The sequence below is a fragment of the Nonomuraea sp. NPDC004186 genome (assembly GCF_053603495.1).
Genome location: NZ_JBSGFQ010000006.1, coordinates 148,157 through 170,781 on the forward strand (window position 1 = coordinate 148,157; position 22,625 = coordinate 170,781).

Consider the following 22,625-nt stretch of genomic DNA (forward strand, 5'->3'; position numbering starts at 1 on the left):
CCCAAGTAGATCGCGGTTGTTAAGACGCGTTTGCCGAGTGTTCACAAATGCACTTAATCCGAAATATAGGGATTGAGTCGCAGTGCGAAACCAACACGACATGCCCCGGCAACAGCCACGAAACCGCCGGTTCCTATGGTCCGGCCATGCGGCTTACCTCACACGAGCAGGAACGGCTGCTCATCCACGTCGCCGCCGGGGTGGCGCGCGAGCGGCAGGCCAGAGGCCTGCGCCTGAACCATCCCGAGGCTACCGCCATCATCGCGTCGTTCCTCATGGAGGGGGCCAGGGACGGGCGCTCCGTGGCCGACCTGATGGAGGCCGGACGGTCGGTGCTCGGCCGGGCCGACGTCATGGAAGGCGTGCCGGAGATGCTGGAGAGCGTGCAGATCGAGGCGACGTTCCCCGACGGCACGAAGCTGGTCACCGTACACAGGCCGATCCCGTGATCCCGGGCGAGTACGTGCACCCCGAGGGCGCTCACACCCTCAACCCCGGGCGCGAGCGCCGCACGCTGCGGGTGGTGAACACGGCGGACCGGCCGGTGCAGGTGGGCTCGCACTACCACTTCGCGGCCGCCAACCCGGGGCTGGAGTTCGACAGGAAGGCGGCGTGGGGCATGCGGCTGGACGTGCCGGCGGGGACGGCGGTCAGGTTCGAGCCGGGCGTCGAGCGCGACGTGACGCTCGTGCCGCTGGCGGGCAACCGGGTCGTGCCCGGGCTGCGGCCGGAGTGGGCGGGGCCGCTCGATGGCTGACATCTCGCGCGCCCGGTACGCGGCGCTCTACGGCCCCACGGTCGGCGACCAGATCCGGCTCGCCGACACCGACCTGTTCATCGAGGTCACCGAGGACCTGTCGATCGGGCCCGCCGGGCCGGGCGACGAGGCGGTGTTCGGCGGCGGCAAGGTCATCCGCGAGTCCATGGGACAGGCGCGGACCACCCGGGCGCAGGGCGCGGCCGACCTGGTCATCACCGGCGCGGTGATCCTCGATCACTGGGGCGTGGTCAAGGCCGACGTCGGCATCCGCGACGGCCGCATCTACGCCATCGGCAAGGCCGGCAACCCCGACACGATGGACGGCGTCGACCTGGTCATCGGGCCGTCCACGGAGGTGCTCGCGGGCAACGGCAAGATCCTCACCGCCGGGGGCGTCGACTCGCACGTCCACCTGATCTGCCCGCAGGTCCTCGACGAGGCGATCGCCTCCGGCGTCACCACGATCGTCGGCGGCGGCACCGGGCCCGTCGAGGGCACCAAGGCGACGACCGTCACCGGCGCCTGGTACCTGGGCCGGATGCTGGAGTCGCTGGACGCGTACCCGCTGAACTTCGCGCTGCTCGGCAAGGGCAACACGGTCTCCACGGACGGCCTGACGGAGCAGCTCGAGGCCGGGGCCTCCGGCTTCAAGCTGCACGAGGACTGGGGCTCGACGCCGGCCGCCATCGACGCCTGCCTGAGCGTGGCGGACGCCTCGGGGGTGCAGGTGACGCTGCACACGGACACGCTGAACGAGGCGGGGTTCGTGGAGTCGACGCTGAAGGCCATCGGGGATCGGATGATCCACGCGTACCACACCGAAGGGGCCGGCGGCGGGCACGCTCCCGACATCATCCGCGTCGCCTCCTATCCCCACATCCTGCCCTCCTCCACCAACCCCACCCGGCCGCACACCGTCAACACGCTGGACGAGCACCTCGACATGCTCATGGTGTGCCACCACCTCAACCCGTCGATCCCGGAGGACCTGGCCTTCGCCGAGTCGCGCATCAGGCCGGCGACGATGGCCGCCGAGGACGTGCTGCACGATCTGGGGGCGATCTCGATGATCGGCTCGGACTCGCAGGCGATGGGGCGGATCGGGGAGACGATCATCCGTACGTGGCAGACGGCGCACGTCATGAAGGGCCGCCGGGGGTCGCTCGGCGGGCCCGCGGACAACCTGCGAGCCCGCCGCTACATCGCGAAATATACGATTTGTCCGGCTATCGCCCACGGGCTGGACGGCGAGATCGGCTCCGTCGAACGTGGCAAGCTCGCCGACCTCGTCCTCTGGGACCCGGCGTTCTTCGGGGTCAAGCCCGACCTCGTCCTCAAGGGCGGCGTGGTGGCCTGGGCGCAGATGGGCGACGCCAACGCCTCCATCCCGACGCCGCAGCCGGTGCTGCCCCGTCCCATGTTCGGCGCCTCACCGGTGACCGCCGCCGCCACCTCGCTCCACTTCGTCGCGCCGCTGGCCCTGGAGTCCGGCCTCGCGGACCGGCTGTCCGTACGCCGCCGGCTGGCTCCGGTGGCGGACGTACGACGGCGCGGCAAGTCCTGGATGCCGCTCAACGACGCCATGCCCCGGATCGAGGTGGCGCCCGACACGTTCGAGGTCCGCATCGACGGCGACCTCGTCGAACCGGCCCCCGCCACCCGCCTTCCCATGGCCCAGCGCTACTTCCTCTTCTGATGCCATGAACCCAGCGCTGCTCCTCCTCGCCGACTCCCGCCTCCCGGCCGGCGGCCACGCCCACTCGGGCGGCACCGAACAGGCCATCACGTCGGGAGCGGTCTCCGACGTGCCCTCACTGGCGCGTTTCCTCCGCGGCCGCCTCCACACCACCGGCGCCCTCGCCGCCACCCTCACAGCCGCCGCCCACACCCAGGCCACCACCCCACCACCTCAGCCGCCCACCAGCGCGAGCAGCACCACTGGGGCGGGGGCCGACGCCGAAGTCGGTCAGGTCGCGGCCGGGGCGCCGTGGGTGCTGCTCGACGCCGAGGTCGATGCCAGGACCGCCGCCCCCGCCCAGCGGGACGCGTCCAGGACCCAGGGCAGGCTCCTCCTCAGGGTCGCCCGCCGCGTGTGGCCGTCACCGGTGCTCGATGAGCTGGCGCGAGCCGTACCGAGCCCTCATCACCCGATCGCCCTCGGAGCGGTGGCGTACGCGGCGGGCGCCACGGCCGGGGAGGCGGCCATGGCGGCGGCGTACCACGCGATCAGCGGGCCCGCCACGGCGGCGGTGCGGCTCCTGGGCCTCGACCCGGTGGCCGTGCACGGGCTCCTGGCCGACCTCACCCCCGACCTCACGGCCGTCGCCACCGAAGCCCACCTCGCCGTGACGAACGCCCGCTCCACCGCTCACCAGGACGTGACGGACGCCGACTCAACCGCCCACCCCACCGTGACGGACACCGACTCGACCGCCCACCCCGGCCCCACGAGCCAGACCCCGGACCCGGCAGACCCGCTCCCCTGGTTGGCGGCGCTCCCTGCGTACTCGTCCCCAGCCCTTGACCTCCTGGCCGAGCAGCACGCGCGCGCCGAGGTCAGGTTGTTCGTCTCCTAAGGAAGGATCCCCAGACATGGGTGCCAATCACGACGACCACCACCACGCCCCCGACGGCCGCGGCCGGGCGCTGCGGCTCGGGGTGGGCGGCCCGGTAGGGAGCGGCAAGACGGCCCTGGTGGCCGCGTTGTGCAGGACGCTGGGCCCGTCGCTGTCCCTCGGGGTGGTGACGAACGACATCTACACCACCGAGGACGCCGACTTCCTGCGCCGGGCGGGTGTGCTCGACCCCGAGCGCATCCTCGCCGTCGAGACCGGTTGCTGCCCCCACACCGCCATCCGCGACGACATCGCCGCGAACCTCGACGCCGTGGAGACCCTGGAGCACCGCTTCGGCCCGCTGGACCTGGTGATCGTGGAGAGCGGCGGCGACAACCTGACGGCCACGTTCAGCCGGGGGCTGGCGGACAGGCAGATCTTCGTCCTGGACGTGTCGGGCGGCGACAAGGTGCCGCGCAAGGGCGGTCCGGGGGTGACGACGGCGGACCTGCTGGTCGTCAACAAGACGGACCTGGCCCCGATGGTGGGCGCCGACCTGGGCGTGATGGATCGGGACGCGGCGGCCGTACGCGGTGACAGGCCGGTGCTGTTCACCTCGATCAGGCAGGAGCCCACCGCCGCCACGGTCGCTTCCTGGGTGTCCGAGCAGGTGACGGCCTGGTCCCACACCCACGCGGCCGCCGTCTCCTGATGCCCGCCAGCGCCCGGCCCGGCCGCCGCGGGATGAGGGCGAGCGCCGCCGTCGCGACGGCCTCGTCCCCGGACGGCCGGACCCTCATCCGCCGGCTGGCCTCGGCACCGCCGCTGACGCTGCGCCAGACGGGGCCGTACACCGTGCATCTCATCTCCACGGCGGCGGGCCCGCTCGGCGGCGACCGGCTCTCCCTGGACCTGGACGTCGCCCCGCGCACCACCCTGGAGCTGGGCTCGGTCGCCAGCACCCTGGTCCTGCCGGGGGACGGCACGTCCGAGATGCTGGTCACGGCCCGGGTGGGGGCGGGCGCCACACTCCGCTTCACCCCGGAGCCCACGGTGCTCGCCACCGGGTGCGAGCATCGGCTCCTGGTACGCCTCGAGCTGGCGGCGGACGCCGAGGTGCTGTGGCGCGAGGAGATCGTCTTCGGCCGCCACGGCGAGGTCTCGGGGCGTTGCCACGCCCGCTTCGACGCGACGTGCGACGGCCGCCCGGTGCTCCGGCAGGAGTTCACCGTCGGCGACCCGGCCGTGGACACCTCCCCGGCCGTCTACGGCTCTGCCCGCTGCGTCGGCACCACGTTCCTCACGACGTCCGCCAAGGAGCCGGTGGTGGCCGAAGGCGTCGCCGTCCTGCCCCTGGCCGGTCGGGGCACGCTCGTGTCCGCCCTGGCCGCGGACGCCGTCCAGCTCCGCTCCCGCCTCGAATGGGGCGAACGCACCACCCTCACCCCGGAGCCCTGACCAGGCGAACCCGTTAGGACAAGAGCGGCACCCCCGTATCGCCAGCCCCGGCGGCCGATGACGGCGCTGGCGGTGATGGTGACGACCCCGTTGCGTTCGGTGGTGGGAGGCGCGGGTCCGGCTTACAGTGATCGTGTGGCCGATTACCTCCAGCCCGCCCCCGCCAAACCGGCGGCCCGTCGCGGCTACGCCCTGGCCGTCGTGGTGGCCGGAGCGCTGCTGGTGTTCTGCGCCGTCCTGCCGTGGTCCGGGCTCGAGGTGCGCAGCGAGCTGATCGGCGGCGGGCTGGCCAACGACATCCGCGGCATCGACGACACGTTCGGCGTCTACACGCTGGTGGCGGGCCTGGCGGCGCTGGGCTGCGGCATCGCCGGGCTGCTCACCCGCCCCAGGGTCGCCGCCCTGGCCGCCGTCCCGGGGGCGGCGGCGGTGGCGGTGCTGGTGCTCTTCATGACCGACGGGAGCGGCGTCCGCGACCGGCTCTCCTTCGACCTGGGCCAGGTGCTGTCGGTCGGGCCGGTGATCAAGTTCGGCTGGTTCGCGGCCATGGGCTGCGCGGTGGCGGTCGTCGTGCTGTCCGTCGTAGCGCTGGTCCGCCGCCCCTGAGCTGATCAGTCGTAGAAGCCCAGGCGCCGCAGCTGCTTGGGGTCGCGCTGCCAGTCCTTGGCCACGCTGATCCGCAGGTCCAGGTAGACGCGGGTGCCGAGCAGGGCCTCGATCTGCTTGCGGGCCTTGGTGCCCACCTCGCGCAGCCGCTCGCCCTTGTGCCCGATGACGATCGCCTTCTGCGAGGGCCGCTCCACGAACAGGTGCGCGTAGATGTCCAGCAGGTCGTCACGCCCCTCCCGGGGCATCATCTCGTCGACGACCACGGCGATCGAGTGGGGCAGCTCGTCGCGTACGCCCTCCAGCGCCGCCTCCCTGATCAGCTCGCCCACCAGCACCTGCTCGGGCTCGTCGGTGAGCTGGCCGTCCTCGTAGAGCGGCGGCGACTCGGGCATGTGCTCGATCAGCACGTCGGCCAGCACGTCGAGCTGCTCGCCCGACTGCGCCGACACCGGCACGATCGCGGCGAACTCCCCCACCTGCGACACCGCCAGCAGCTGCTCCGCGATCTGCTCCTTGGACGCCAGGTCGCACTTGGTCACGACCGCCACGACCGGCGTCTTCTTCACCGCCGCGAGCTTGTCGGCGATGAACCGGTCGCCCTTGCCGATCGGCTCGTTGGCGGGCACGCAGAAGCCGATGGCGTCGACCTCGGTCAGCGTAGACAGCACCAGGCTGTCGAGCCGCTCGCCGAGCAGCGTGCGCGGCCGGTGCAGGCCCGGCGTGTCGACGATGACGAGCTGGGCGTCGGGCCGGTGCACGATGCCCCTGATGGTGCGCCTGGTCGTCTGCGGTTTGGACGAGGTGATCGCCACCTTGCTGCCGACCAGGGCGTTCATGAGCGTGGACTTGCCGACGTTCGGCCTCCCCACGAAACAGGCGAATCCGGCGCGATGGTTGTCTGGCGAAGTCACATTCTGCATTGTGGCCTATCAGCGGGCATGCGCACGCCACCAGGCGAACGCCTGGGGCGCGGCGATCGGGGTCCAGGGCGTCGTCGGCAGCTCCGAGAACTCCCGCTCGGTCACCCATCGGTAGTCGGTGATCTCGACCCCGTCCGGCTCCGGCCCGGCGGAGCCCGGGGCGATCACGCAGGCGTAGGCGGCGATGACGTAGCCGACCTGATGGCCGTTCGGGTAGACGGTGCGGAACTCGGGGCCGCCGAACACGCCGATCAGGCCGCGTACCTCGATGTCGATGCCGAGCTCCTCGCGCAGCTCCCTGACGATGGCGTCCTCGGGCCGCTCGTCAGGGTCGATGCCGCCGCCGGGCGCGGCCCAGAGGTCGCCGTCGCCGTGGCGGGCCGCCAGGAGCCTGCCCGCGTCGTCGAACACGAAGCCCGCCGCCGACGGCAGCATGAGCAGATCGGTGCCAACCTTCTCCCGCAATTTCGCCAAAAATGGCGACATCGGCATGATCAGCCCCGCAGCTTCCCGTCGGGACCGGCCACGAGCAGCGCCTTGACGCCCAGCTCCGCGGCCACGGCCTCGTCGGCGGCGCTCGGCGCGCCCTCGCTCACCAGCGCCACGGCCTCCAGGGACCGTGCGCCGCTGGAGACCGCCATGGCCACGGCCACCTGCACCGCCGACAGCGTGAGCGCGTCCAGCGCCACGTCGGTCGCCGAGTACGTACGGCCGGTCTCGTCGCGTACGGCGGCCCCTTCCGCGGACTCGTTACGCGCTCGGGCCGCCCGGGCCAGAGTGATGATCTTGCTGTCTTCAGGATCGAGTGTCACGGGAACAAGGCTACGAGAAATCCGCCAAGCGGATCGCCCCCGCAGCCTCGACCCGGCATGACAGCAGGTTTCCTGTCAGTGGGTCCCGGTCATGGAGATGACCGCGTCGACCACCTCGCTGGTACGGGCCGCGTCCACGTCGTTCATGCCCGTGTGCACGACCGAGACCAGCGTGTCGCCCACCCGCGACAGCACGACGTCCATCGCGTACGGGTAGCCGTTCAGGCGCCCGCTCAGCCGCGCGCCCACGGTCTCGTCGGCCGCGTTCTCGACCGGGAGCTCCTGCGAGCGCAGGTCGGTGCCGGAGGACGTCCGTACCTCCCGGCACGACTCCAGGGCCTCGGCCAGCGCGTCGAGGTGCTCCTCGGCCTCCCCGTCCGCGTACCGGGCCAGCCCCACCCCCGCCTGCTCCCCCAGCCCGTCACCGCGGTAGCTGACCGCCGCCTCGGCCGTCAGCGCCTGTCTCGGCGCCAGCCCCCCGACGGGCTCGAGCACGGCCTTGCAGTTGCTGTCGGCCTGCGCGAACGGCATCCGCCACGCCTGCTCGGGCCGGGCCGTGAAGCCGTCGGGCAACGGCGGCTCCTTGCTGAGCACCTCGCGCAGGTGCGCGGTGGCCTGCGCGTCGAGAGCGCTCCCCGTCCCCCCGCTGACGCAACCCCCCAGAACGCCGGCCAGCAGGGCACAGGCGATGATCTCGCGTTTCATGATTCCCCCTGGATCGCAGCCTCCCCCACCGACGAATGCGGCAATCCACCGGAGCTTCCACCAATGCGCAAAAAGGGTGCCCTCACCCGGTTTTCCGGACGAGAACACCCTTTACGCCGACCTGCGTCCCAGCCGGCTGGGCAGCCGGCCGGGACACCGTCGTTCCCCCCAGGGACATCCTCCCGCCGCGAACCCCACCCGGCGTTCGGATGCTTTCCCCTCTGACACCCACCGCACTGGATGTCGTGGTTAGAGAGTGCCCGGACAGGCTTGCAGAAGACTTGTAGAACGCTTGCGACCTTTCGTCCGCCTTCGTCCGGACCCGCCCGGAGACAGGTCAGTCGTGTTCGGCGCCGACCGGCTCGGTGTCGTCCTCCTGGGGCTTGGCACGGCGGACCACCACCGTGCTGATGCGGTTGCGGCGGCCCGCCAGGCTCTCGGCGGTGAGCATGAGCCCGGCCACCTCGGCCTGCGACCCGGCGATGGGCACCCGGCCCAGAGCGTGGGCGAGCAGCCCGCCCACGGTCTCCACGTCGTCGACCTCGATCTCCGTGTCGAACAGCTCGCCGAGCTCGTCGACCGGCATCCGGGCCGTCACCCGCATCCCGCCGTCTGACATGGGCTCGACGCGGGGCGCCTCCTGGTCGTACTCGTCGGTGATCTCGCCGACGATCTCCTCCAGCACGTCCTCGATCGTGACCAGCCCGGCGGTGCCGCCGTACTCGTCGATGACGATGGCGATGTGGATCTGGCGCGCCTGCATCTCCCGCATGAGCTGGTCGATGGGCTTGCTCTCGGGCACGTACGCGGCCGTCCGCATGATCGACTCGACCGTGTCCTCGCCCCCGCCCTCGCCGGACTCGTGGATCTTGCGGGCGATGTCCTTGAGGTAGGCGATGCCGATGACGTCGTCCTCGTTCTCGCCCACGACGGGGATGCGGGAGAACCCGCTGCGCAGCGCCAGCGACAGGGCCTGGCTGATCGACTTGCCGCGTTCGATGTGGACCATGTCGGTGCGCGGCACCATGACCTCGCGCACCAGCGTGTCACCCAGCTCGAAGACCGAGTGGATCATCTCGCGCTCGTCCGGCTCGATCACCCGGCGCTCCTCGGCCAGGTCGACCAGCTCGCGCAGCTCGGCCTCCGAGGTGAACGGCCCGTCGCGGAACCCCTTGCCGGGGGTCAGGGCGTTGCCGAGCAGGATGAGCAGCTTGGGCAGCGGGCCGAAGATGCGGGTCAGGCCGTAGACGATGGGGGCGCTGGCCAGCGCGACCGGCTCGGCGTGCTGGCGGCCCAGCGTACGCGGCATGACACCGACCACGACGTAGCTGACCACGATCATCACGACCGCGGCCCAGACGTACGCCCAGCCCTGGTCGTGCATGAGGTCGATGAACAGCAGGGTCGCGATGACCGTGGCCACCAGCTCGCAGCTCAGCCTGAGCAGCAGGAGCAGATTGAGGTAGCGGGGCGGGTCGTTGACGATGGCCTGCAGGCGCACCGCGCCCCGCCGGCCCTCACGCACATATTCCTCGGTGCGCACCCTTGAGATGCGCGTCAGTGCCGTCTCCGCGCTGGCGATCAGGCCACCGATGATCACGAGCGCGATGGCCGACAGCAACCAGGCGTTCACTGCGGGTTGCGCACCTCCTGCCACGACTCCAGGAGCCGGGCCTGCAGGCCGAACATCTCCTTGTGCTCCTCGGGCTCGGCGTGGTCGTAGCCGAGCAGGTGGAGGATGCCGTGGGTGCACAGCAGCTCCAGCTCGTCGGCCGCGCTGTGGCCCGCCTCCTTGGCCTGCCGGGCGGCCACGTGCGGGCAGAGCACGACGTCGCCGAGGAGCGCCGGGTCGGCCGGGCTCTCGGAGTCGCCGCGCGCTCCGCCGCCGGGGCGCAGCTCGTCCATCGGGAACGCCAGCACGTCGGTCGGGCCCGGCTCGCCCATCCACTTCTCGTGGAGCTCGGCCATGGCGTCCTCGTCGACCACCACGATGGACAGCTCGGCGAGCGGGTTGATGCCCATCTCGCCGAGCACGTGAGCGGCCAGGGCGGAGAGCTTCTCCTCGTCGACCTCTACGCCGGACTCGTTGTTGATCTCGATGCTCATGGTCGCCGCTTCCCCCGGTGCTGGATGCTCTTGGGCTCCTGCGCGGCCTGCGTGGCGTCGTAACGCCCGTACGCGTCCACGATCTCGCTCACCAGCTTGTGCCGGACCACGTCGGCGCTGGACAGGCGCGCGAAGTGGATGTCGGGGATGCCGTCGAGGATCTCCTGGACGACCCGCAGCCCGCTCACCGTGCCGGCGGGCAGGTCGACCTGCGTCACGTCACCGGTCACCACGATCTTGGAGTTGAATCCGAGCCGGGTGAGGAACATCTTCATCTGCTCGGCCGAGGAGTTTTGCGCCTCGTCGAGGATGATGAACGCGTCGTTGAGCGTGCGACCGCGCATGTACGCCAGCGGCGCGACCTCGATCGTGCCCGCGGCCATCAGCTTGGGGATCGAGTCGGGGTCGACCATGTCGTGCAGGGCGTCGTAGAGCGGCCGCAGGTAGGGGTCGATCTTCTCGTACAGGGTGCCGGGCAGGAAGCCCAGCCGCTCGCCGGCCTCGACGGCCGGGCGCGTCAGGATGATCCGGTTGACCCGCTTCTCCTGCAGCGCCCGCACGGCCTTGGCCATCGCGAGATAGGTCTTGCCGGTGCCGGCGGGGCCGATGCCGAACACGACCGTGTGCTTGTCGATCGCGTCGACGTAGCGCTTCTGGTTGACCGTCTTCGGCCTGATGGTGCGCCCGCGCGAGGAGAGGATGTCGAGCGACAGCACCTCGGCGGGACGGTCGGAGGTCATGCGGAGCATGGCGATGCTCCGCTCGACCGCGTCGGGGGTGAGCTCGCCGCCGCTGCGCAGGACCTCGACCAGCTCCTCGAAGAGCCGCACCACGGTGCCGCTCTCGTCGGGGCTGCCGGTGACGGTGATCTCGTTACCCCGTACGTGGATGTCGGCCCTGAAGGCACCCTCGATGACGCGTAGCAGCTCGTCGCGGGAGCCCAGGAGGCTGACCATCGGGTATTCGTCCGGAATCAGCACCTTGGCTTGAGTGCGCGAGGGAGGTGCCGTACGTCGGGATTCGTGTAGTTCGGACATGGGCAGGCCCGCGGCCTGATGCCTCCAGGTCTCTTGCGTTGTTCGTCTGAGCCCATGGTATCCGGGACCAGGCCGATTGCTCTCCCCAATATCAGCCGGGGGGCCAGGTGAGGCCGCGCCCGCCCAAGACGTGGGCGTGCACGTGGAAGACCGTCTGCCCGGCGCCCGGCCCGGTGTTGAACACCACGCGGTAGCCGCCGTCGGCCACGCCCTCCTGCACGGCCACGGCGTGGGCGGTCTTGAGCACGTCGTCGGCCAGCCCGTCGTCGGCCCTGGCGAGCTCCGCGGCGTCGCGGTGGTGCTGCTTCGGGATGACCAGCACGTGGGTCGGGGCCTGCGGGTTGACGTCGCGGAACGCCAGCGTCCTGCCGGTTTCGTAAACGATCTCGGCGGGAATCTCCTTGGCGACGATTTGACAGAAGAGGCAATCGCTCACCCGGCCACCTTATCGAGACCCCCGACGCACGGAACCCGTTGCGAATCGGTAATCAGCTGTGTCGTGCGCAGGAAGATCCACACGGTTAGGGTAAGTGTGCGACACTTCAGCAAAAAAAGAGACGATTCAGGGTCGGGCGAGCGCCACCTGGCGAGGACACGACTGGGTAATGCACCCTAAGGAACCGGGGAAACCTCAAGAACCGGAAGAGCGTAAACCCTCTGGGAAGGCCGCGCGTCCCACTGATGTGACCACCGAAACCCTTCTGGCCGACAGGTCGATGGGGGCGGTGCCGGTCGGGTGGGATGCCGACATGGCCGTGACCGCGCTCTATAGCGCGCATTTTCGGTCGTTGGTGCGTCTTGCCGTGTTGCTGGTGCGAGACATGGCAACAGCCGAGGAAGTCGTGCAGGATGCGTTCGTCGCCATCCATGGCGCCTGGCGCAGGCTGCGTGACCCCGACAAGGCACTGGCCTACCTCCGTCAATCCGTCGTCAACCGGTCCCGTTCCGTGCTGCGTCACCGCGCGGTCGTCGAGAAGTACGCTCCCAAGGGTCTGCCGGACGCCCCGAGCGCCGAGAACGGCGCGATCGGCGAGCTGGAACGCTCCGCCGTCATCGAGGCGTTACGGGCCCTGCCGACCCGACAGAGAGAAGCACTGGTTCTGCGGTACTACGGTGATCTGTCCGAAGCTGAGATAGCCCACGCGATGGGCATCAGCAAGGGCGCGGTCAAGAGCCACACCGCACGTGGCATGGCCGCCTTGCGATCCGTTCTGGAGAAAATGTCATGACCCAGCCCCCCGACGAGCGCGGAGATCTCCTGCGCCGTGCGCTCCGCGCGGAGGCGGACGCGGTCGTGCCCTCGCCGGACGGACTGGAGATCATCCGCACCCGCATCGAGCGGCGCGGCGTCCGCAATCTGTTCTGGTGGCGAGCGGGCGCGGCCGCCGCCAGCGCCCTCCTGGTGGCGGGAACGATCGTGATGGCCGTTCCCAGCCTGCGCTCGCAGATCATCGACCAGCCCGCCAAGTGGGTGGACAGCGAGACGACCTCCAAGGTGCCGTCCAACTCCTCCACCACCCGCTCCCAGGAGCCGCCGCCCAGGCAGCCGACCAGCCACGACCAGCACCCTGTGGGAATCCCCGAGATCCCCTCCAAGAGCCCGACACCCCGGCCCACGAAGAGGGCCGAATCGACCAGCCGGCCCTCGCCGACCCCCACTCCCACGACGACCGAGTGCCCGTCGCCCCTGGCCGAGCAGGCCGAGCCGCCGTCCGACTGCCCCACCGTCTCGCCGACCCCGTCGCCGTCGTCATCGGTGGAGGAGACCCTCCAGCCCACGACGTGCCCGGCCGACGAGTGCCCGCCCGACGACATCACCGACAGTCCGACCGACGTGACCAGCCCGTTGGTGGACGCCTCTCACCCGACGCCCTGAAAGGCTCTACCAGCGTCCGGTACGCGTGAGCAGCACTGAAGCCGCCGCCACCCCTGCCGTGGACGTACGCAGCACCGTGGGCCCCAGCAGCACGGACACCGCCCCTGCCGCCCGGAACCCGGCCAGTTCGTCGTCCGAGACGCCCCCTTCGGGCCCCACGACCACCACGATGTCGCCCGACGCGGGCAGCGCCACGCCGGACAGCGGCTCGGCCGCCTCCTCGTGCAGCACCAGCCCCAGCGCCGCGCCCGCCAGCAGCTTGCCGACCTGCGCGGTGGTGGCGGGCTCGGTCACCTCGGGAAGGTGGAACCTGCGGGCCTGCTTGCCCGCCTCACGAGCCGTCGAGCGCCACTTGTGCAGCCCCTTGGCGACCTTGTCGCCCTTCCACTGGGTGATGCTGCGCGAGGCGGCCCAGGGCACGATGACGTCCACACCCGCCTCGGTCATCATCTCGACGGCCAGCTCGCCCCGGTCGCCCTTGGGCAGCCCCTGGACGACGACCAGCCGCGGCCGCGGCGGCTCGACCTCGTAGCGGCGCAGCACGTCGAGCCTCAGCGCGTCCTTGAGGACCTCGCGGACGACGCACTCGGCGACCGCGCCGGCGCCGTCCGTCAGATCGATCCGCTCGCCGGCCCGAAGGCGCCGCACGGAGGCCGCGTGGCGCCCCTCGGGGCCGCCGAGCGTCAGCTCGGGCCCGTCCAGCTCCTGCGACAGGAACACCGGGACGGTCACGTCACCTGCCGTTGAAGGCGTCGCGCAGCCGCGAGAAGAAGCCCTGCTGGCCGGGGGCGAACTTGCCCGGCGGCCGCTCCTCGCCCCGCTGCTTGGCCAGCTCGCGCAGCAGCTCCTCCTGCGCGGGCTCGAGGCGGGTCGGGGTCTCGACGTTGACGTGGATCAGCAGGTCGCCGCGGCCGGACTCGTTGAGCCGCTGCACGCCCCGCCCGAACATGGTGATGACCTGGCCCGACTGCGTGCCGGGGCGGACATCGACCTCCTCCGAGCCGTCGAGCGTCTCGACCGCCAGGATGGTGCCGAGCGCGGCCGCCGTCATCGGGATCTGCACGGTGCAGTGGAGGTCGTCGCCGCGCCGCTCGAAGATCTCGTGGGCACGCTCGACGATCTCGAGGAACAGGTCTCCGGGCGGGCCGCCGCCGGGGCCGACCTCGCCCTCGCCGGCGAGCTGGATGTGGGTGCCGTCCTCGACGCCCGCGGGGATGCGGACCTTGATCGTACGGCGGGTGCGCACCCGCCCGTCGCCGGAGCACTCCTGGCAGGGGTGGCGGATGATGGAGCCGAAACCGCCGCACTGCGGGCAGGGCCGCGAGGTCATGACCTGGCCCAGGAACGAGCGGGTGACCTGGGAGATCTCGCCGCGCCCGTTGCACATGTCGCAGGTGTCGGGGTGGGTGCCGGGCGCCGTGCCGGCCCCGTGGCAGACCTCGCAGAGCACGGCCGTGTCGACGACCAGCTCACGCGTGGTGCCGAACGCCGTCTCGCGCAGGTCGAGCTCGACCCGGATGGTGGCGTTGCGTCCCCTGCGGGCACGCGAGCGCGGGCCCCTGGCGCCGGCCGCGGTGCCGAAGAACGCGTCCATGATGTCGCTGAAGGGGAAGCCCGCTCCGAAGCCGCCGGCGCCCGCGCCTGCTCCGGCGCCGCCGAAGGGGTCGCCACCCAGGTCGTACATCTGGCGCTTGTTCGGGTCGGACAGCACCTCGTAGGCCTGCGTGATCTCCTTGAACCGCTCCTGGGTCTCAGGATCGGGGTTCACGTCGGGATGCAGCTCGCGGGCAAGTCGGCGGTAAGCCTTCTTGATCTCGTCCTGACTGGCGTCACGGCGCACCCCGAGGGTGGCGTAATAGTCGCTGTTTGCCACTTATCGACCTCTTATGATGCAGCCAGGATCTGGCTGACGTAGCGTGCCACCGCGCGCACGGCTCCCATCGTCACTGGGTAGTCCATCCTCGTGGGCCCCAACACCCCGAGCCGGGCCAGTTGGTTGTCGCCTGAACCGTATCCGGTCGCGACTATGGATGTCCCCCGCAGATAGGGGTTTTCGGAGCCGATGCGCACGGTGAGCGCGGACGGTGTGTCTGCGGATGTCTCGCCGAGCAGCCTCATGAGCACGACCTGCTCCTCCAGCGCCTCGAGCACGTCGCGCAGGCCGATCGAGAAGTCGGCGCCCGCGAGGTTGGCCGCGCCGGCGAACACGATCTTCTCGTCGTGCCGCTCGACCAGCGTCTCAAGCAGCACCGACAGGATCGTCGCCACCACCGGGCGGTCTTCGAGAGGGAGCCGCTCGGGCAGGTCGGCGACCAGCTCGGGCACGTTGCTCAGGCCGCAGCCGTCGAGGCAGGCGTTGAGGACCGCGCGCAGGTGGGCGATGCGGGTGTCCTCCACCACCTCGGGCAGCTCGATGACGCGCTGCTCGACGCGGCCGGTGTTGGTGATCAGCACGAGCATGACCCGCCGGTCGTTCAGCGGCACCAGCTCGACGTGCCTGACCGTCGAACGCGTCAGCGTCGGGTATTGCACCACCGCCACCTGCCTGGTCAGCTGCGCGAGCAGCCGGACCGTGCGGGTGACCACGTCGTCGAGGTCGACCGCACCGGCCAGGAACGTCTCGATGGCCCTGCGCTCGGCCCCGGACAGGGGCTTGACCTGCGAGAGCCGGTCGACGAACAGCCGATAGCCCTTGTCGGTCGGCACGCGGCCGGCGCTGGTGTGGGGTTGGGTGATGTAGCCCTCCTCCTCCAGCGCGGCCATGTCGTTCCTGACCGTCGCCGGGGAGACTTTCAGGTTGTGGCGCTCGGCGAGCGCCTTGGAGCCCACCGGTTCGTTGGTGGACACGTAGTCTTCGACAATGGCGCGGAGCACCGCCAGCTTCCGATCGTCGAGCACGTGCTCACCTCCTGCCTCTGACATCCGAGGAACGCAACCATCTAGCACTCTGTGTTCCTGAGTGCCAAGTGTACGGCTCTCATCCACAAGGTGCGATAACACAAGGTCGCAACCAGGCTCCTAGCTTCTTACAAGGGGCAAGTACCACACTTGCCGACATGAGCGACAACTCCCCGCCTCCGCCGTACGGGCCCCAGCCCGGCTTCCAGCCCGGGTACGGCCCACAGCCCGGCTCCCAGCCGGGTTACGGCCCTCAGCCCGGGTCCCAGCCCGGCTATGGCCCTCAGGCCGGCTCTCAGCCTGGCTACGGTCAGCCACCGCCCCAGTACGGGCCTCCGCCTCAGTACGACCCGCCACCCCAGTACGGCCCACCTCCTCAGTACGGACAGTACGGCCAACAACCCCAATTCCCCGCACGAATCGACTCGAAAGCCATCAAACCGCGACTTTGGTGGATCGGGCTCGTCTGGGGCATCGCCGTGGTCTGCACCATCGCAGGCGTCGTCCTGTTCGCCACGGGCATCGTCAGCAGCGTCAGCAACATAGCCCCCACCAGGACGTTCGCGTCCGGCGAAACCGTGACGGTGCCGATCGACCCGGCGAACAAACCCGCCGTCTACCTCTCCAGCGACACCGCCGTCCACTACGAGTGCCAGATCACCAACGGAGCCAGGCTCGCCAAGACCACGGGCACGCAGACGGTCACGGCCGGGTCCGTCAAGTGGGAGCAGATCCTCGTGATCAACGCGCCCACCAGGGGCGACTACCAGCTGTCCTGCACCACCCAGGAGCAGGCCGACGTGCGGTACGGCGTGGGCCGCGAGCTGACCTCGGCCGCGGGCGGCATCGCCGGCGGGGTGATGGCGCTCATCCTGATCCCCGGGGCGGGACTGCTCATCGCCATCGCCGGCACCATCATCGTGCTGGTCCGCCGCAGCGGCGCGCGCAAGCGCCTTGCGGTCGGCGGGTGATTTGCTACGGTCCCCGTGTGTACGAGGGCGATGTGCTGGCGGGGAATTGGCGGCGGCCGGGCAAGGGCAAGATCCCGAAAGTGCCGGCCGAGCTGGACCTCGTCGTGGAGGACGCCGACAGCGGCTTCTGCGGCGCGGTGGTGGCCTGTGACAAGGAGGCCGTCACGCTCGAAGACCGGTTCGGCAAACGCCGGCTGTTCCCGCTCGCGCCCGCCGCGTTCCTGCTGGAGGGCAAGCCCGTGACGCTGGTACGCCCGTCGGCGGCCCCGGCGGGGCCCAGGCGCAGCGCGTCGGGCTCGATCGCCGTGGAGGGGCTGCGGGCGAGGGTCGCCCGGGAGAGCCGCATCTACGTGGAGGGCGTGCACGACGCCGCCCTGGTGGAGAAGATCTGGGGCCATGACCTGCGGGTCGAGGGGGTCGTGGTCGAATACCTGGAGGGCGTGGACCATCTGCCGGCCATCGTGGCGGAGTTCGGCCCGGAGCCGGAGCGCCGGCTGGGGGTGCTGGTTGACCACCTCGTGCCCGGCTCCAAGGAGAGCAGGATCGCCGCCGAGATCACCTCGCCGGACGTGCTCGTCGTGGGGCATCCGTACATCGACATCTGGCAGGCGGTCAAGCCGTCCGTGCTGCGCATTCCCGCCTGGCCCGCGGTGCCGCGCGGAGTGCCGTGGAAAGAGGGCGTCATCGCCGCCCTGGGCTGGCGGATGGAGCCCGCGGAGGCGTGGCGGCGGATCCTCGGGGCCGTCTCCACGTACACAGACCTGGAGCCGGAACTGCTCGGCCGGGTCGAGGAACTGATCGACTTCGTTACGGAGGCATCATGAGCCAGGACCCGCCGCAACCGCCGCCGCCGGACGACGACGCCACCCGCTTCGTCCCCCCGTCGAGCATCCCGCCCAGCCAGGGCTCCGGCCCCCAGCAGCCCGGATACGGCCGGCAATCCGGGTCACAGCCTGGCGTTTACGGGCAGCAGCCCGGCTCCGAGCCCCATTACGGCCAGCCGGGGTACGGGCAGCAGCCAGGGTCCCAGCCCGGCTACGGCCAGCCGGCGTACGGTCAACCCGGCTACGGACAGCCCGGTCCCGGCCAGCCCGGCTACGGACAACCCGGTTATGGCCAACCCGGTTATGGCCAGCCCGGCTACGGCCAGCAGTCCCAGGGTTACGGCCCTCCCCCGCCTGGTTACGGCTCCGCGCCGCAGCCGCCCGGCTACGGCTACGGCTACGGCGCGCCCGGCGAGCCGTACGTCCCCGGCAGGTTCGGCCCCCGCCCGGGCACCGACGACACCACCATGGCGATGCTCTCGCACCTGCTCGGCCTGGTGGTCTCCTGGGTCGGCCCGCTGATCATCTACCTGATGAAGAAGGACGAGTCCCCCTACGTCAGGGATCAGGCGGCGGAGGCGCTCAACTTCCAGATCACGATGTTCATCGGCTACGTCATCTCGGGCATCCTGACGATCATCTTCATCGGCCTGCTCCTGCTGCCGGTCGTCTGGATCCTGTCCCTGATCTTCCACATCCAGGCCGCCATGGCCACCAACAAGGGCGAGCCGTACCGCTACCCGTTCGCCGTCCGCCTGATCACCTAGACCAGCAGATCCCTGATCAGCGCGTCGGCCAGCAGCCGCCCCTGCAGCGTGAGCACCATGAGGCCCGACCTGAACGGCCCGGGCTCCAGCAGGCCGCGCGCCAGCGCGCTCGCCACGGCCGGGCGCGCGTCCGGGGCCACCTCGGCCAGCGGGTAGCCGGACGAAAGCCGCAGCTCCAGCATCAGCCGCTCGGCCGCCCGGTCGTCGTCGCCGAGCACCTCGCGCGCGTGGGCGGGCGACGTGCCCGCCGCCAGCCGCTGGGCGTAGGCGGCCGGGTGCTTGACGTTCCACCAGCGGGTGCCGCCGACGTGGCTGTGGGCGCCGGGCCCGGCGGCCCACCAGTCGCCGCCGGTCCAGTAGAGCAGGTTGTGGCGGCAGCGGGCCCGGTCGGACGTGGCCCAGTTGGACACCTCGTACCAGTCGAACCCGGCCTGGGACAGCAGCTCGTCGGCGATCAGGTAGCGGTCGGCGGCCACGTCGTCGTCGGGCATGGGCAGCTCGCCGCGCCGGATCCTGGCCGCCAGCCTGGTGCCCTCCTCGACGATCAGCGAGTACGCCGACACGTGGTCGGGCCCGGCCTCGATCGCGGCGGCCAGCGAGGCCCGCCAGTCGTCGTCGGACTCGCCGGGCGTGCTGTAGATCAGGTCGAGGTTGACGTGCTCGAACCCGGCCTGCCTCGCCTCCTTGACGGCCGCCGCCGCCCTGCCGGGGGTGTGCCGGCGGTCGAGCACCTGGAGCACGTGCTCGGCCACGCTCTGCATGCCGAAGCTGATCCGGTTGAAGCCGCCCTGGCGGAGCTTGTCGAGGTAGGCCGGGTCGACGGACTCGGGGTTGGCCTCCGTGGTCACCTCGGCACCCGCGCTCAACCCGAACTCCGAGTCGATCGCGGCCAGGATCCTGGCCAGGTCTTCCGGGGGGAGCAGCGTGGGCGTGCCACCGCCGAAGAACACCGTCTCCACCGGCAGCTCGGCCGGGCCCAGGACGCGGCGCGCGAGGCGGATCTCCTCGACGACCGTGTCCGCGTAGTCCCGGTGCGAGGCGCCGGGGCCCAGCTCGGCGGCGGTGTAGGTGTTGAAGTCGCAGTAGCCGCAGCGGGTCACGCAGAACGGCACGTGCACGTAGAAGCCGAACGGACGCTCGCCGAGGCCCCTCAGGGCGCTGTCGGGCAGCTCGCCCGAGGTGGGCACGGGATCGCCGTCAGGCAGGGTGGATGGCACCCCTTCAGTTTGCCCGTTGTTCGAGGGTGCTATCGAACTGCAACCCCCGAGAGGTTCACTGCTGCACATGGCGGGCATCGGCATCGTGGGCGCGGGAATCTCGGGGCTGACCCTCGCTCTGCGCCTCCAGCAGCTCGGCATCGAGGCCACGCTCTACAGCGAGCGGGACGCCGGTTCCCTGCGCTCGGGGCGGCTGCCCAACACGGTGGGCAGGATGGGGCACACCCTGGCACGGGAGCGGGAGCTGGGCTGCGAGCACTACCGGGATCCCGCGTGCCTGATGGGATCCGCCGAGCTCTCGATCAAGGGGGATCCGCCGCTGGAGTTCCTGGCCAGGATCTCCGAGCCGTTCCACGCGGTCGACTTCCGGCTGCTGCTGCCCGCGTACCTGGACGACTTCACCGGCCGGGGCGGCGAGGTCGTCGTCACCGGCGCGCCGCCGGACGCGGCGCGGGTGGATCGATGGTCCCGGGAGCACGAGTTGATGGTCGTGACGGCCGGGCGGCGCTCGGTGGCGGAGCTGTTCCCGCGCGACCCGGCGCGCTCGCCGTTCGACCGGCCGCAGCGCGTCCTGACGGCCGGGTTGTACGGCGGTCTCGACCTCGGCCCCATGTTCAGCTACAACATCTCGCCCGGGTGCGGGGAGATCCTCCGCATGCCGATGATGACCAGGCACGGCGTGGTCTCCAGCGTGCTGGTCGAGGCGGTTCCCGGCGGGCCGCTGGAGCCGCTCTCGGACCTGCCCGCGGCCGAGGTCGCCGGGGAGCTGGCCGGGCTGCTCGCCGAGCACGCGCCGCGGCTGGCCGAGCGGGTGGACGGGGGCTTCGAGCTGCTGGGTGAGGACGACCTGCTGCAAGGGGCGATCACGCCGGTCGTTCGCGAGGCGGTGGCCGAGCTGCCCGGCGGGCGGATCGCGCTGGCCGTCGGCGACGCCTGGATCACCAACGACCCGCTGACCGGCCAGGGCGCGAACCTGGGTTCGGCCTGCGCCTGGATCGCGGCCGACGCCATCGCGGCGGGCGGCCCGTACGACGCCGCCTTCGGCCGCGCCACGGCGGAGCGGATGTGGGAGGCGGCGGCGCCGGTCACCGACTGGACGAACGCGTTCCTGCGGCCGCCGGCCGCGCACGTCGTGACCCTGCTGCTGGCGGCCACGAGCAGGCAGGACGTGGCGGACCTGGTCCTCGGCCTGTTCGCGAACCCGGCGTACGCGTGGGCGGTGATCTCGAGCCCCGAGGAGGTGGCGCGGATCGTTGACGGCGGCGGGCCGTCGCCCTACTTTTAGGAAAGTTTCCTATAAGTGCACCCCTCGGGAGTCGCCCCGTGAAGAAGACGATCCTCCTCGCACTCTCGCTCTTACTCGGCTGTACGGCGATCTCCGCGCCGGCCGAGGCCCGCACCGGCTTCAAACGGGTCGCGTACTTCATCCAATGGGGCGTCTACGGGCGCAACTACCACGTCAAGGACGTGGACGCCACGGGCGCCGCGGCCAAGCTCACACACCTGAACTACGCGTTCGGGTTCGTGAACGCCGGGGGCGCCTGCTACTCGGCCGACCCGTGGGCGGACTGGCAGCGGCCCGTGCCCGCGGAGCAGAGCGTGGACGGCGTGGCCGACGCTCCCGGCCAGGCCCTGAACGGCAACCTCAACCAGCTCCGCAAGCTCAAGGCCAAGCACCCGGGGCTCAAGGTGATGATCTCGCTGGGCGGCTGGACCGGTTCCAAGTACTTCTCCGACGCGGTCCTCACCGCCGAGTCCCGTGCCGCGCTGGCCCGCTCGTGCATCGACCTGTGGCTGCGCGGCAACCTGCCGGACCTCCCCGCGGGCGCCGGAGCCGGCGTGTTCGACGGGATCGACCTGGACTGGGAGTGGCCGGGCTCCTCCGGCGCCGAGGGGAACGTCGTGCGGCCGGAGGACAGGCGGAACTTCACGCTGTTCGCGGAGGAACTGCGGGCGCAGCTCACCGCCTTCTCCTCAAACGCGCAGCTCACGGCCTTCCTCCCGGCCGCGGCCGCCAAGATCGACGCCGGGTTCGAGGTGCGGCGGGTCTTCAGGGCGCTCGACTTCGCCACCGTCCAGGGGTATGACCTGCACGGGACGTGGGAGGCGCAGACCGGGCACAACGGCAACCTCCTCACCGATCGGCGGGATCCGAACCCGGTGCGGTACAGCGTGGACCAGACCGTACGCGACTACCTGTCCCGCGGGGCGCCCGGCCGCAAGATCGTGGTCGGCGTACCCGCGTACGGGCAGGGCTGGACGGGGGTCACCGGCGGCGGCGACGGCCTCTACAAGCCGGCCACCGGCCCCGCCGCCGGGAAGTGGGGGCCTGGGACGGAGGACTACAAGGACCTGGTCACCAAGCCCGGCAAGCGCTACCGGGACCTGCGGACCGGGGCCCTGTGGCTGTATGACGGGAACGAGTTCTGGTCGTACGACGATCCGGCGGTGCTGCTGCAGAAGGCGGCGTACATCCGCCTCAAGGGGCTGGGCGGCTCGATGATGTGGTCCATCGACCAAGACGACGCTCACGCCTCCCTCACCTCAGCCCTGTACTCAATCCTCCACTGACCCCACCCCAAATGGTCGGGTTAGGAGGCGGATGGGCAGCCCCGGACGGCTGCCCATCCGAGTGGCCCGGACGGACGGTTGGCCCGAACGGGCGGGCCGAACAGGCGGGCCGAACAGGCGGGCCGAACAGGCGGGCCGAACAGGCGGGCCGAACAGGCGGGCCGAACAGGCGGGCCGAACGCCCGAATAGGCGGTTACCCCAACGAGCGGGTGCCCCGATGAGCGAGCGGCCCGCCCGATGGGCAGCCCGGACGGATGGGGCAGCGCGATGGGCGAACGGATGGGTGGGCAGGTCGGGGGTTGAGCAGCGGTCGAGCGGTGGGCGGGCGGGGGATGACGGTCGGGCCGGACGAGCCGACCAGACGGACCGGACGGACGGACCGGACGGACGGACCGGACGGACGGACCGGACGGACGGACCGGACGGACGGACCGGACGGACCGGATGGACCGGATGGACCGGACGGACCGGACGGACCGGACGGACGAGCAAGCCGGACGGACGGACCGGACGGACCGGATGGACGAGCGAGCGGGAC

The 22,625-nt window shown here is 71.0% G+C and carries 26 protein-coding genes; 14 read left to right on the forward strand and 12 right to left on the reverse strand.

Annotation, left to right across the window (positions count from 1 at the left end; genetic code table 11):
* Positions 1–146: 146 nt before the first annotated feature.
* The 7 genes from ACWEPL_RS07095 to ACWEPL_RS07125 all read left to right on the forward strand — a co-directional run bounded on the left by ACWEPL_RS07095 (position 147) and on the right by ACWEPL_RS07125 (position 5,379).
* Positions 147–449, forward strand: coding sequence for an urease subunit gamma (locus tag ACWEPL_RS07095; protein ID WP_080041930.1), 303 nt, complete (start codon positions 147–149; stop codon positions 447–449).
* On the forward strand, positions 446–757 hold the full coding sequence (locus ACWEPL_RS07100; RefSeq protein ID WP_350724958.1) for an urease subunit beta: 312 nt from the start codon (positions 446–448) through the stop codon (positions 755–757). The genes ACWEPL_RS07095 and ACWEPL_RS07100 overlap by 4 nt, the downstream gene beginning before the upstream one ends.
* Positions 750–2,456 (forward strand): urease subunit alpha, encoded by a 1,707-nt coding sequence (locus ACWEPL_RS07105; protein ID WP_452435461.1) that lies wholly within the window; start codon positions 750–752, stop codon positions 2,454–2,456. Before ACWEPL_RS07100 ends, ACWEPL_RS07105 begins: the two co-directional genes overlap by 8 nt.
* A gap of 4 nt (positions 2,457–2,460) precedes the next feature.
* On the forward strand, positions 2,461–3,336 hold the full coding sequence (locus tag ACWEPL_RS07110; RefSeq protein ID WP_452435462.1) for an urease accessory protein UreF: 876 nt from the start codon (positions 2,461–2,463) through the stop codon (positions 3,334–3,336).
* 16 nt (positions 3,337–3,352) lie between these two features.
* Complete coding sequence (gene ureG / locus ACWEPL_RS07115) at positions 3,353–4,027, forward strand: urease accessory protein UreG (RefSeq protein WP_363967450.1); 675 nt, start codon at positions 3,353–3,355, stop codon at positions 4,025–4,027.
* Positions 4,027–4,773 (forward strand): urease accessory protein UreD, encoded by a 747-nt coding sequence (locus ACWEPL_RS07120; protein ID WP_363967452.1) that lies wholly within the window; start codon positions 4,027–4,029, stop codon positions 4,771–4,773. The genes ureG and ACWEPL_RS07120 overlap by 1 nt, the downstream gene beginning before the upstream one ends.
* A gap of 135 nt (positions 4,774–4,908) precedes the next feature.
* Positions 4,909–5,379 carry a hypothetical protein gene (locus ACWEPL_RS07125; protein ID WP_363967454.1) on the forward strand — a complete coding sequence of 157 codons (471 nt, stop codon included), beginning with the start codon at positions 4,909–4,911 and terminating at the stop codon, positions 5,377–5,379.
* Between the two features lie 5 nt (positions 5,380–5,384).
* On the opposite strand, the gene era is transcribed toward ACWEPL_RS07125, so the two are convergent.
* From era to ACWEPL_RS07165, 8 genes are all read right to left on the reverse strand, one after another.
* Complete coding sequence (era, locus tag ACWEPL_RS07130; RefSeq protein ID WP_397367033.1) at positions 5,385–6,293, reverse strand: GTPase Era; 909 nt, start codon at positions 6,291–6,293, stop codon at positions 5,385–5,387.
* A gap of 18 nt (positions 6,294–6,311) precedes the next feature.
* Positions 6,312–6,767: an NUDIX domain-containing protein gene (locus ACWEPL_RS07135; RefSeq protein WP_452435463.1), complete on the reverse strand. Its 456-nt coding sequence runs from the start codon at positions 6,765–6,767 to the stop codon at positions 6,312–6,314.
* Positions 6,768–6,796: 29 nt separating this feature from the next.
* Positions 6,797–7,114: a cytidine/deoxycytidylate deaminase family protein gene (locus ACWEPL_RS07140; protein ID WP_192791110.1), complete on the reverse strand. Its 318-nt coding sequence runs from the start codon at positions 7,112–7,114 to the stop codon at positions 6,797–6,799.
* Between the two features lie 75 nt (positions 7,115–7,189).
* Positions 7,190–7,819 (reverse strand): hypothetical protein, encoded by a 630-nt coding sequence (locus tag ACWEPL_RS07145; RefSeq protein WP_350724941.1) that lies wholly within the window; start codon positions 7,817–7,819, stop codon positions 7,190–7,192.
* Between the two features lie 337 nt (positions 7,820–8,156).
* Entirely contained in the window at positions 8,157–9,452 is a 1,296-nt protein-coding gene (locus ACWEPL_RS07150) for a hemolysin family protein (protein WP_363967460.1), read from the reverse strand.
* Positions 9,449–9,925, reverse strand: coding sequence for an rRNA maturation RNase YbeY (ybeY, locus tag ACWEPL_RS07155; protein WP_350724937.1), 477 nt, complete (start codon positions 9,923–9,925; stop codon positions 9,449–9,451). The genes ACWEPL_RS07150 and ybeY overlap by 4 nt, the downstream gene beginning before the upstream one ends.
* Entirely contained in the window at positions 9,922–10,962 is a 1,041-nt protein-coding gene (locus ACWEPL_RS07160; protein ID WP_185071921.1) for a PhoH family protein, read from the reverse strand. The genes ybeY and ACWEPL_RS07160 overlap by 4 nt, the downstream gene beginning before the upstream one ends.
* A 91-nt stretch (positions 10,963–11,053) precedes the next feature.
* On the reverse strand, positions 11,054–11,398 hold the full coding sequence (locus ACWEPL_RS07165) for a histidine triad nucleotide-binding protein (protein WP_363967462.1): 345 nt from the start codon (positions 11,396–11,398) through the stop codon (positions 11,054–11,056).
* A gap of 280 nt (positions 11,399–11,678) precedes the next feature.
* On the opposite strand from ACWEPL_RS07165, the gene ACWEPL_RS07170 reads away from it, so the two are divergent.
* The gene (locus tag ACWEPL_RS07170) at positions 11,679–12,191 is read left to right on the forward strand and encodes a SigE family RNA polymerase sigma factor (protein ID WP_049573205.1); all 513 of its coding nucleotides are present in this window, start codon (positions 11,679–11,681) and stop codon (positions 12,189–12,191) included.
* Positions 12,188–12,838 (forward strand): hypothetical protein, encoded by a 651-nt coding sequence (locus ACWEPL_RS07175; protein ID WP_452435464.1) that lies wholly within the window; start codon positions 12,188–12,190, stop codon positions 12,836–12,838. The genes ACWEPL_RS07170 and ACWEPL_RS07175 overlap by 4 nt, the downstream gene beginning before the upstream one ends.
* A gap of 6 nt (positions 12,839–12,844) precedes the next feature.
* Here the strand turns inward: ACWEPL_RS07175 and ACWEPL_RS07180 are convergent, their stop codons facing one another.
* From ACWEPL_RS07180 to hrcA, 3 genes are read right to left on the reverse strand one after another with little or no spacing between them, the layout of a single operon-like run.
* Complete coding sequence (locus ACWEPL_RS07180; protein ID WP_452435465.1) at positions 12,845–13,570, reverse strand: 16S rRNA (uracil(1498)-N(3))-methyltransferase; 726 nt, start codon at positions 13,568–13,570, stop codon at positions 12,845–12,847.
* A gap of 1 nt (position 13,571) precedes the next feature.
* Positions 13,572–14,711, reverse strand: coding sequence for a molecular chaperone DnaJ (dnaJ, locus tag ACWEPL_RS07185; protein ID WP_363967468.1), 1,140 nt, complete (start codon positions 14,709–14,711; stop codon positions 13,572–13,574).
* A gap of 11 nt (positions 14,712–14,722) precedes the next feature.
* Complete coding sequence (gene hrcA, locus ACWEPL_RS07190; protein WP_350724927.1) at positions 14,723–15,736, reverse strand: heat-inducible transcriptional repressor HrcA; 1,014 nt, start codon at positions 15,734–15,736, stop codon at positions 14,723–14,725.
* Between the two features lie 479 nt (positions 15,737–16,215).
* Here hrcA and ACWEPL_RS07195 point away from each other — a divergent pair, with 479 nt between their 5' ends.
* The 3 genes from ACWEPL_RS07195 to ACWEPL_RS07205 are packed head-to-tail and all read left to right on the forward strand — an operon-like array spanning position 16,216 to position 18,298.
* Positions 16,216–16,707 carry a hypothetical protein gene (locus tag ACWEPL_RS07195; RefSeq protein WP_452435466.1) on the forward strand — a complete coding sequence of 164 codons (492 nt, stop codon included), beginning with the start codon at positions 16,216–16,218 and terminating at the stop codon, positions 16,705–16,707.
* 17 nt (positions 16,708–16,724) lie between these two features.
* The gene (locus tag ACWEPL_RS07200) at positions 16,725–17,531 is read left to right on the forward strand and encodes a DUF3097 domain-containing protein (protein ID WP_350724923.1); all 807 of its coding nucleotides are present in this window, start codon (positions 16,725–16,727) and stop codon (positions 17,529–17,531) included.
* Positions 17,528–18,298, forward strand: coding sequence for a DUF4870 domain-containing protein (locus tag ACWEPL_RS07205; protein ID WP_452435467.1), 771 nt, complete (start codon positions 17,528–17,530; stop codon positions 18,296–18,298). The genes ACWEPL_RS07200 and ACWEPL_RS07205 overlap by 4 nt, the downstream gene beginning before the upstream one ends.
* On the opposite strand, the gene hemW is transcribed toward ACWEPL_RS07205, so the two are convergent.
* Positions 18,295–19,515: a radical SAM family heme chaperone HemW gene (gene hemW, locus ACWEPL_RS07210; protein WP_350724919.1), complete on the reverse strand. Its 1,221-nt coding sequence runs from the start codon at positions 19,513–19,515 to the stop codon at positions 18,295–18,297. The two genes, ACWEPL_RS07205 and hemW, sit on opposite strands and share 4 nt — an antisense overlap.
* A 67-nt stretch (positions 19,516–19,582) precedes the next feature.
* Here hemW and ACWEPL_RS07215 point away from each other — a divergent pair, with 67 nt between their 5' ends.
* The gene (locus ACWEPL_RS07215) at positions 19,583–20,800 is read left to right on the forward strand and encodes a styrene monooxygenase/indole monooxygenase family protein (protein ID WP_452435468.1); all 1,218 of its coding nucleotides are present in this window, start codon (positions 19,583–19,585) and stop codon (positions 20,798–20,800) included.
* 38 nt (positions 20,801–20,838) lie between these two features.
* A complete protein-coding gene (locus ACWEPL_RS07220; RefSeq protein WP_363967478.1) occupies positions 20,839–22,086 on the forward strand; it encodes a glycoside hydrolase family 18 protein in 1,248 nt (415 codons plus the stop codon).
* Positions 22,087–22,625 lie beyond the last annotated feature (539 nt).

What these genes read in the sequence shown, in the direction of transcription:
- ACWEPL_RS07170 (WP_049573205.1), top strand. Translation starts at nt 11,679, where the DNA reads ATGGGGGCGGTGCCGGTCGGGTGGGATGCCGACATGGCCGTGACCGCG.
- ACWEPL_RS07205 (WP_452435467.1), top strand. Translation starts at nt 17,528, where the DNA reads ATGAGCCAGGACCCGCCGCAACCGCCGCCGCCGGACGACGACGCCACC.
- ACWEPL_RS07215 (WP_452435468.1), top strand. Translation starts at nt 19,583, where the DNA reads ATGGCGGGCATCGGCATCGTGGGCGCGGGAATCTCGGGGCTGACCCTC.
- ACWEPL_RS07120 (WP_363967452.1), top strand. Translation starts at nt 4,027, where the DNA reads ATGCCCGCCAGCGCCCGGCCCGGCCGCCGCGGGATGAGGGCGAGCGCC.
- ACWEPL_RS07095 (WP_080041930.1), top strand. Translation starts at nt 147, where the DNA reads ATGCGGCTTACCTCACACGAGCAGGAACGGCTGCTCATCCACGTCGCC.
- ACWEPL_RS07145 (WP_350724941.1), bottom strand. Translation starts at nt 7,819, where the DNA reads ATGAAACGCGAGATCATCGCCTGTGCCCTGCTGGCCGGCGTTCTGGGG.
- ACWEPL_RS07175 (WP_452435464.1), top strand. Translation starts at nt 12,188, where the DNA reads ATGACCCAGCCCCCCGACGAGCGCGGAGATCTCCTGCGCCGTGCGCTC.
- ybeY (WP_350724937.1), bottom strand. Translation starts at nt 9,925, where the DNA reads ATGAGCATCGAGATCAACAACGAGTCCGGCGTAGAGGTCGACGAGGAG.
- ACWEPL_RS07105 (WP_452435461.1), top strand. Translation starts at nt 750, where the DNA reads ATGGCTGACATCTCGCGCGCCCGGTACGCGGCGCTCTACGGCCCCACG.
- ACWEPL_RS07160 (WP_185071921.1), bottom strand. Translation starts at nt 10,962, where the DNA reads ATGTCCGAACTACACGAATCCCGACGTACGGCACCTCCCTCGCGCACT.
- ureG (WP_363967450.1), top strand. Translation starts at nt 3,353, where the DNA reads ATGGGTGCCAATCACGACGACCACCACCACGCCCCCGACGGCCGCGGC.
- ACWEPL_RS07110 (WP_452435462.1), top strand. Translation starts at nt 2,461, where the DNA reads ATGAACCCAGCGCTGCTCCTCCTCGCCGACTCCCGCCTCCCGGCCGGC.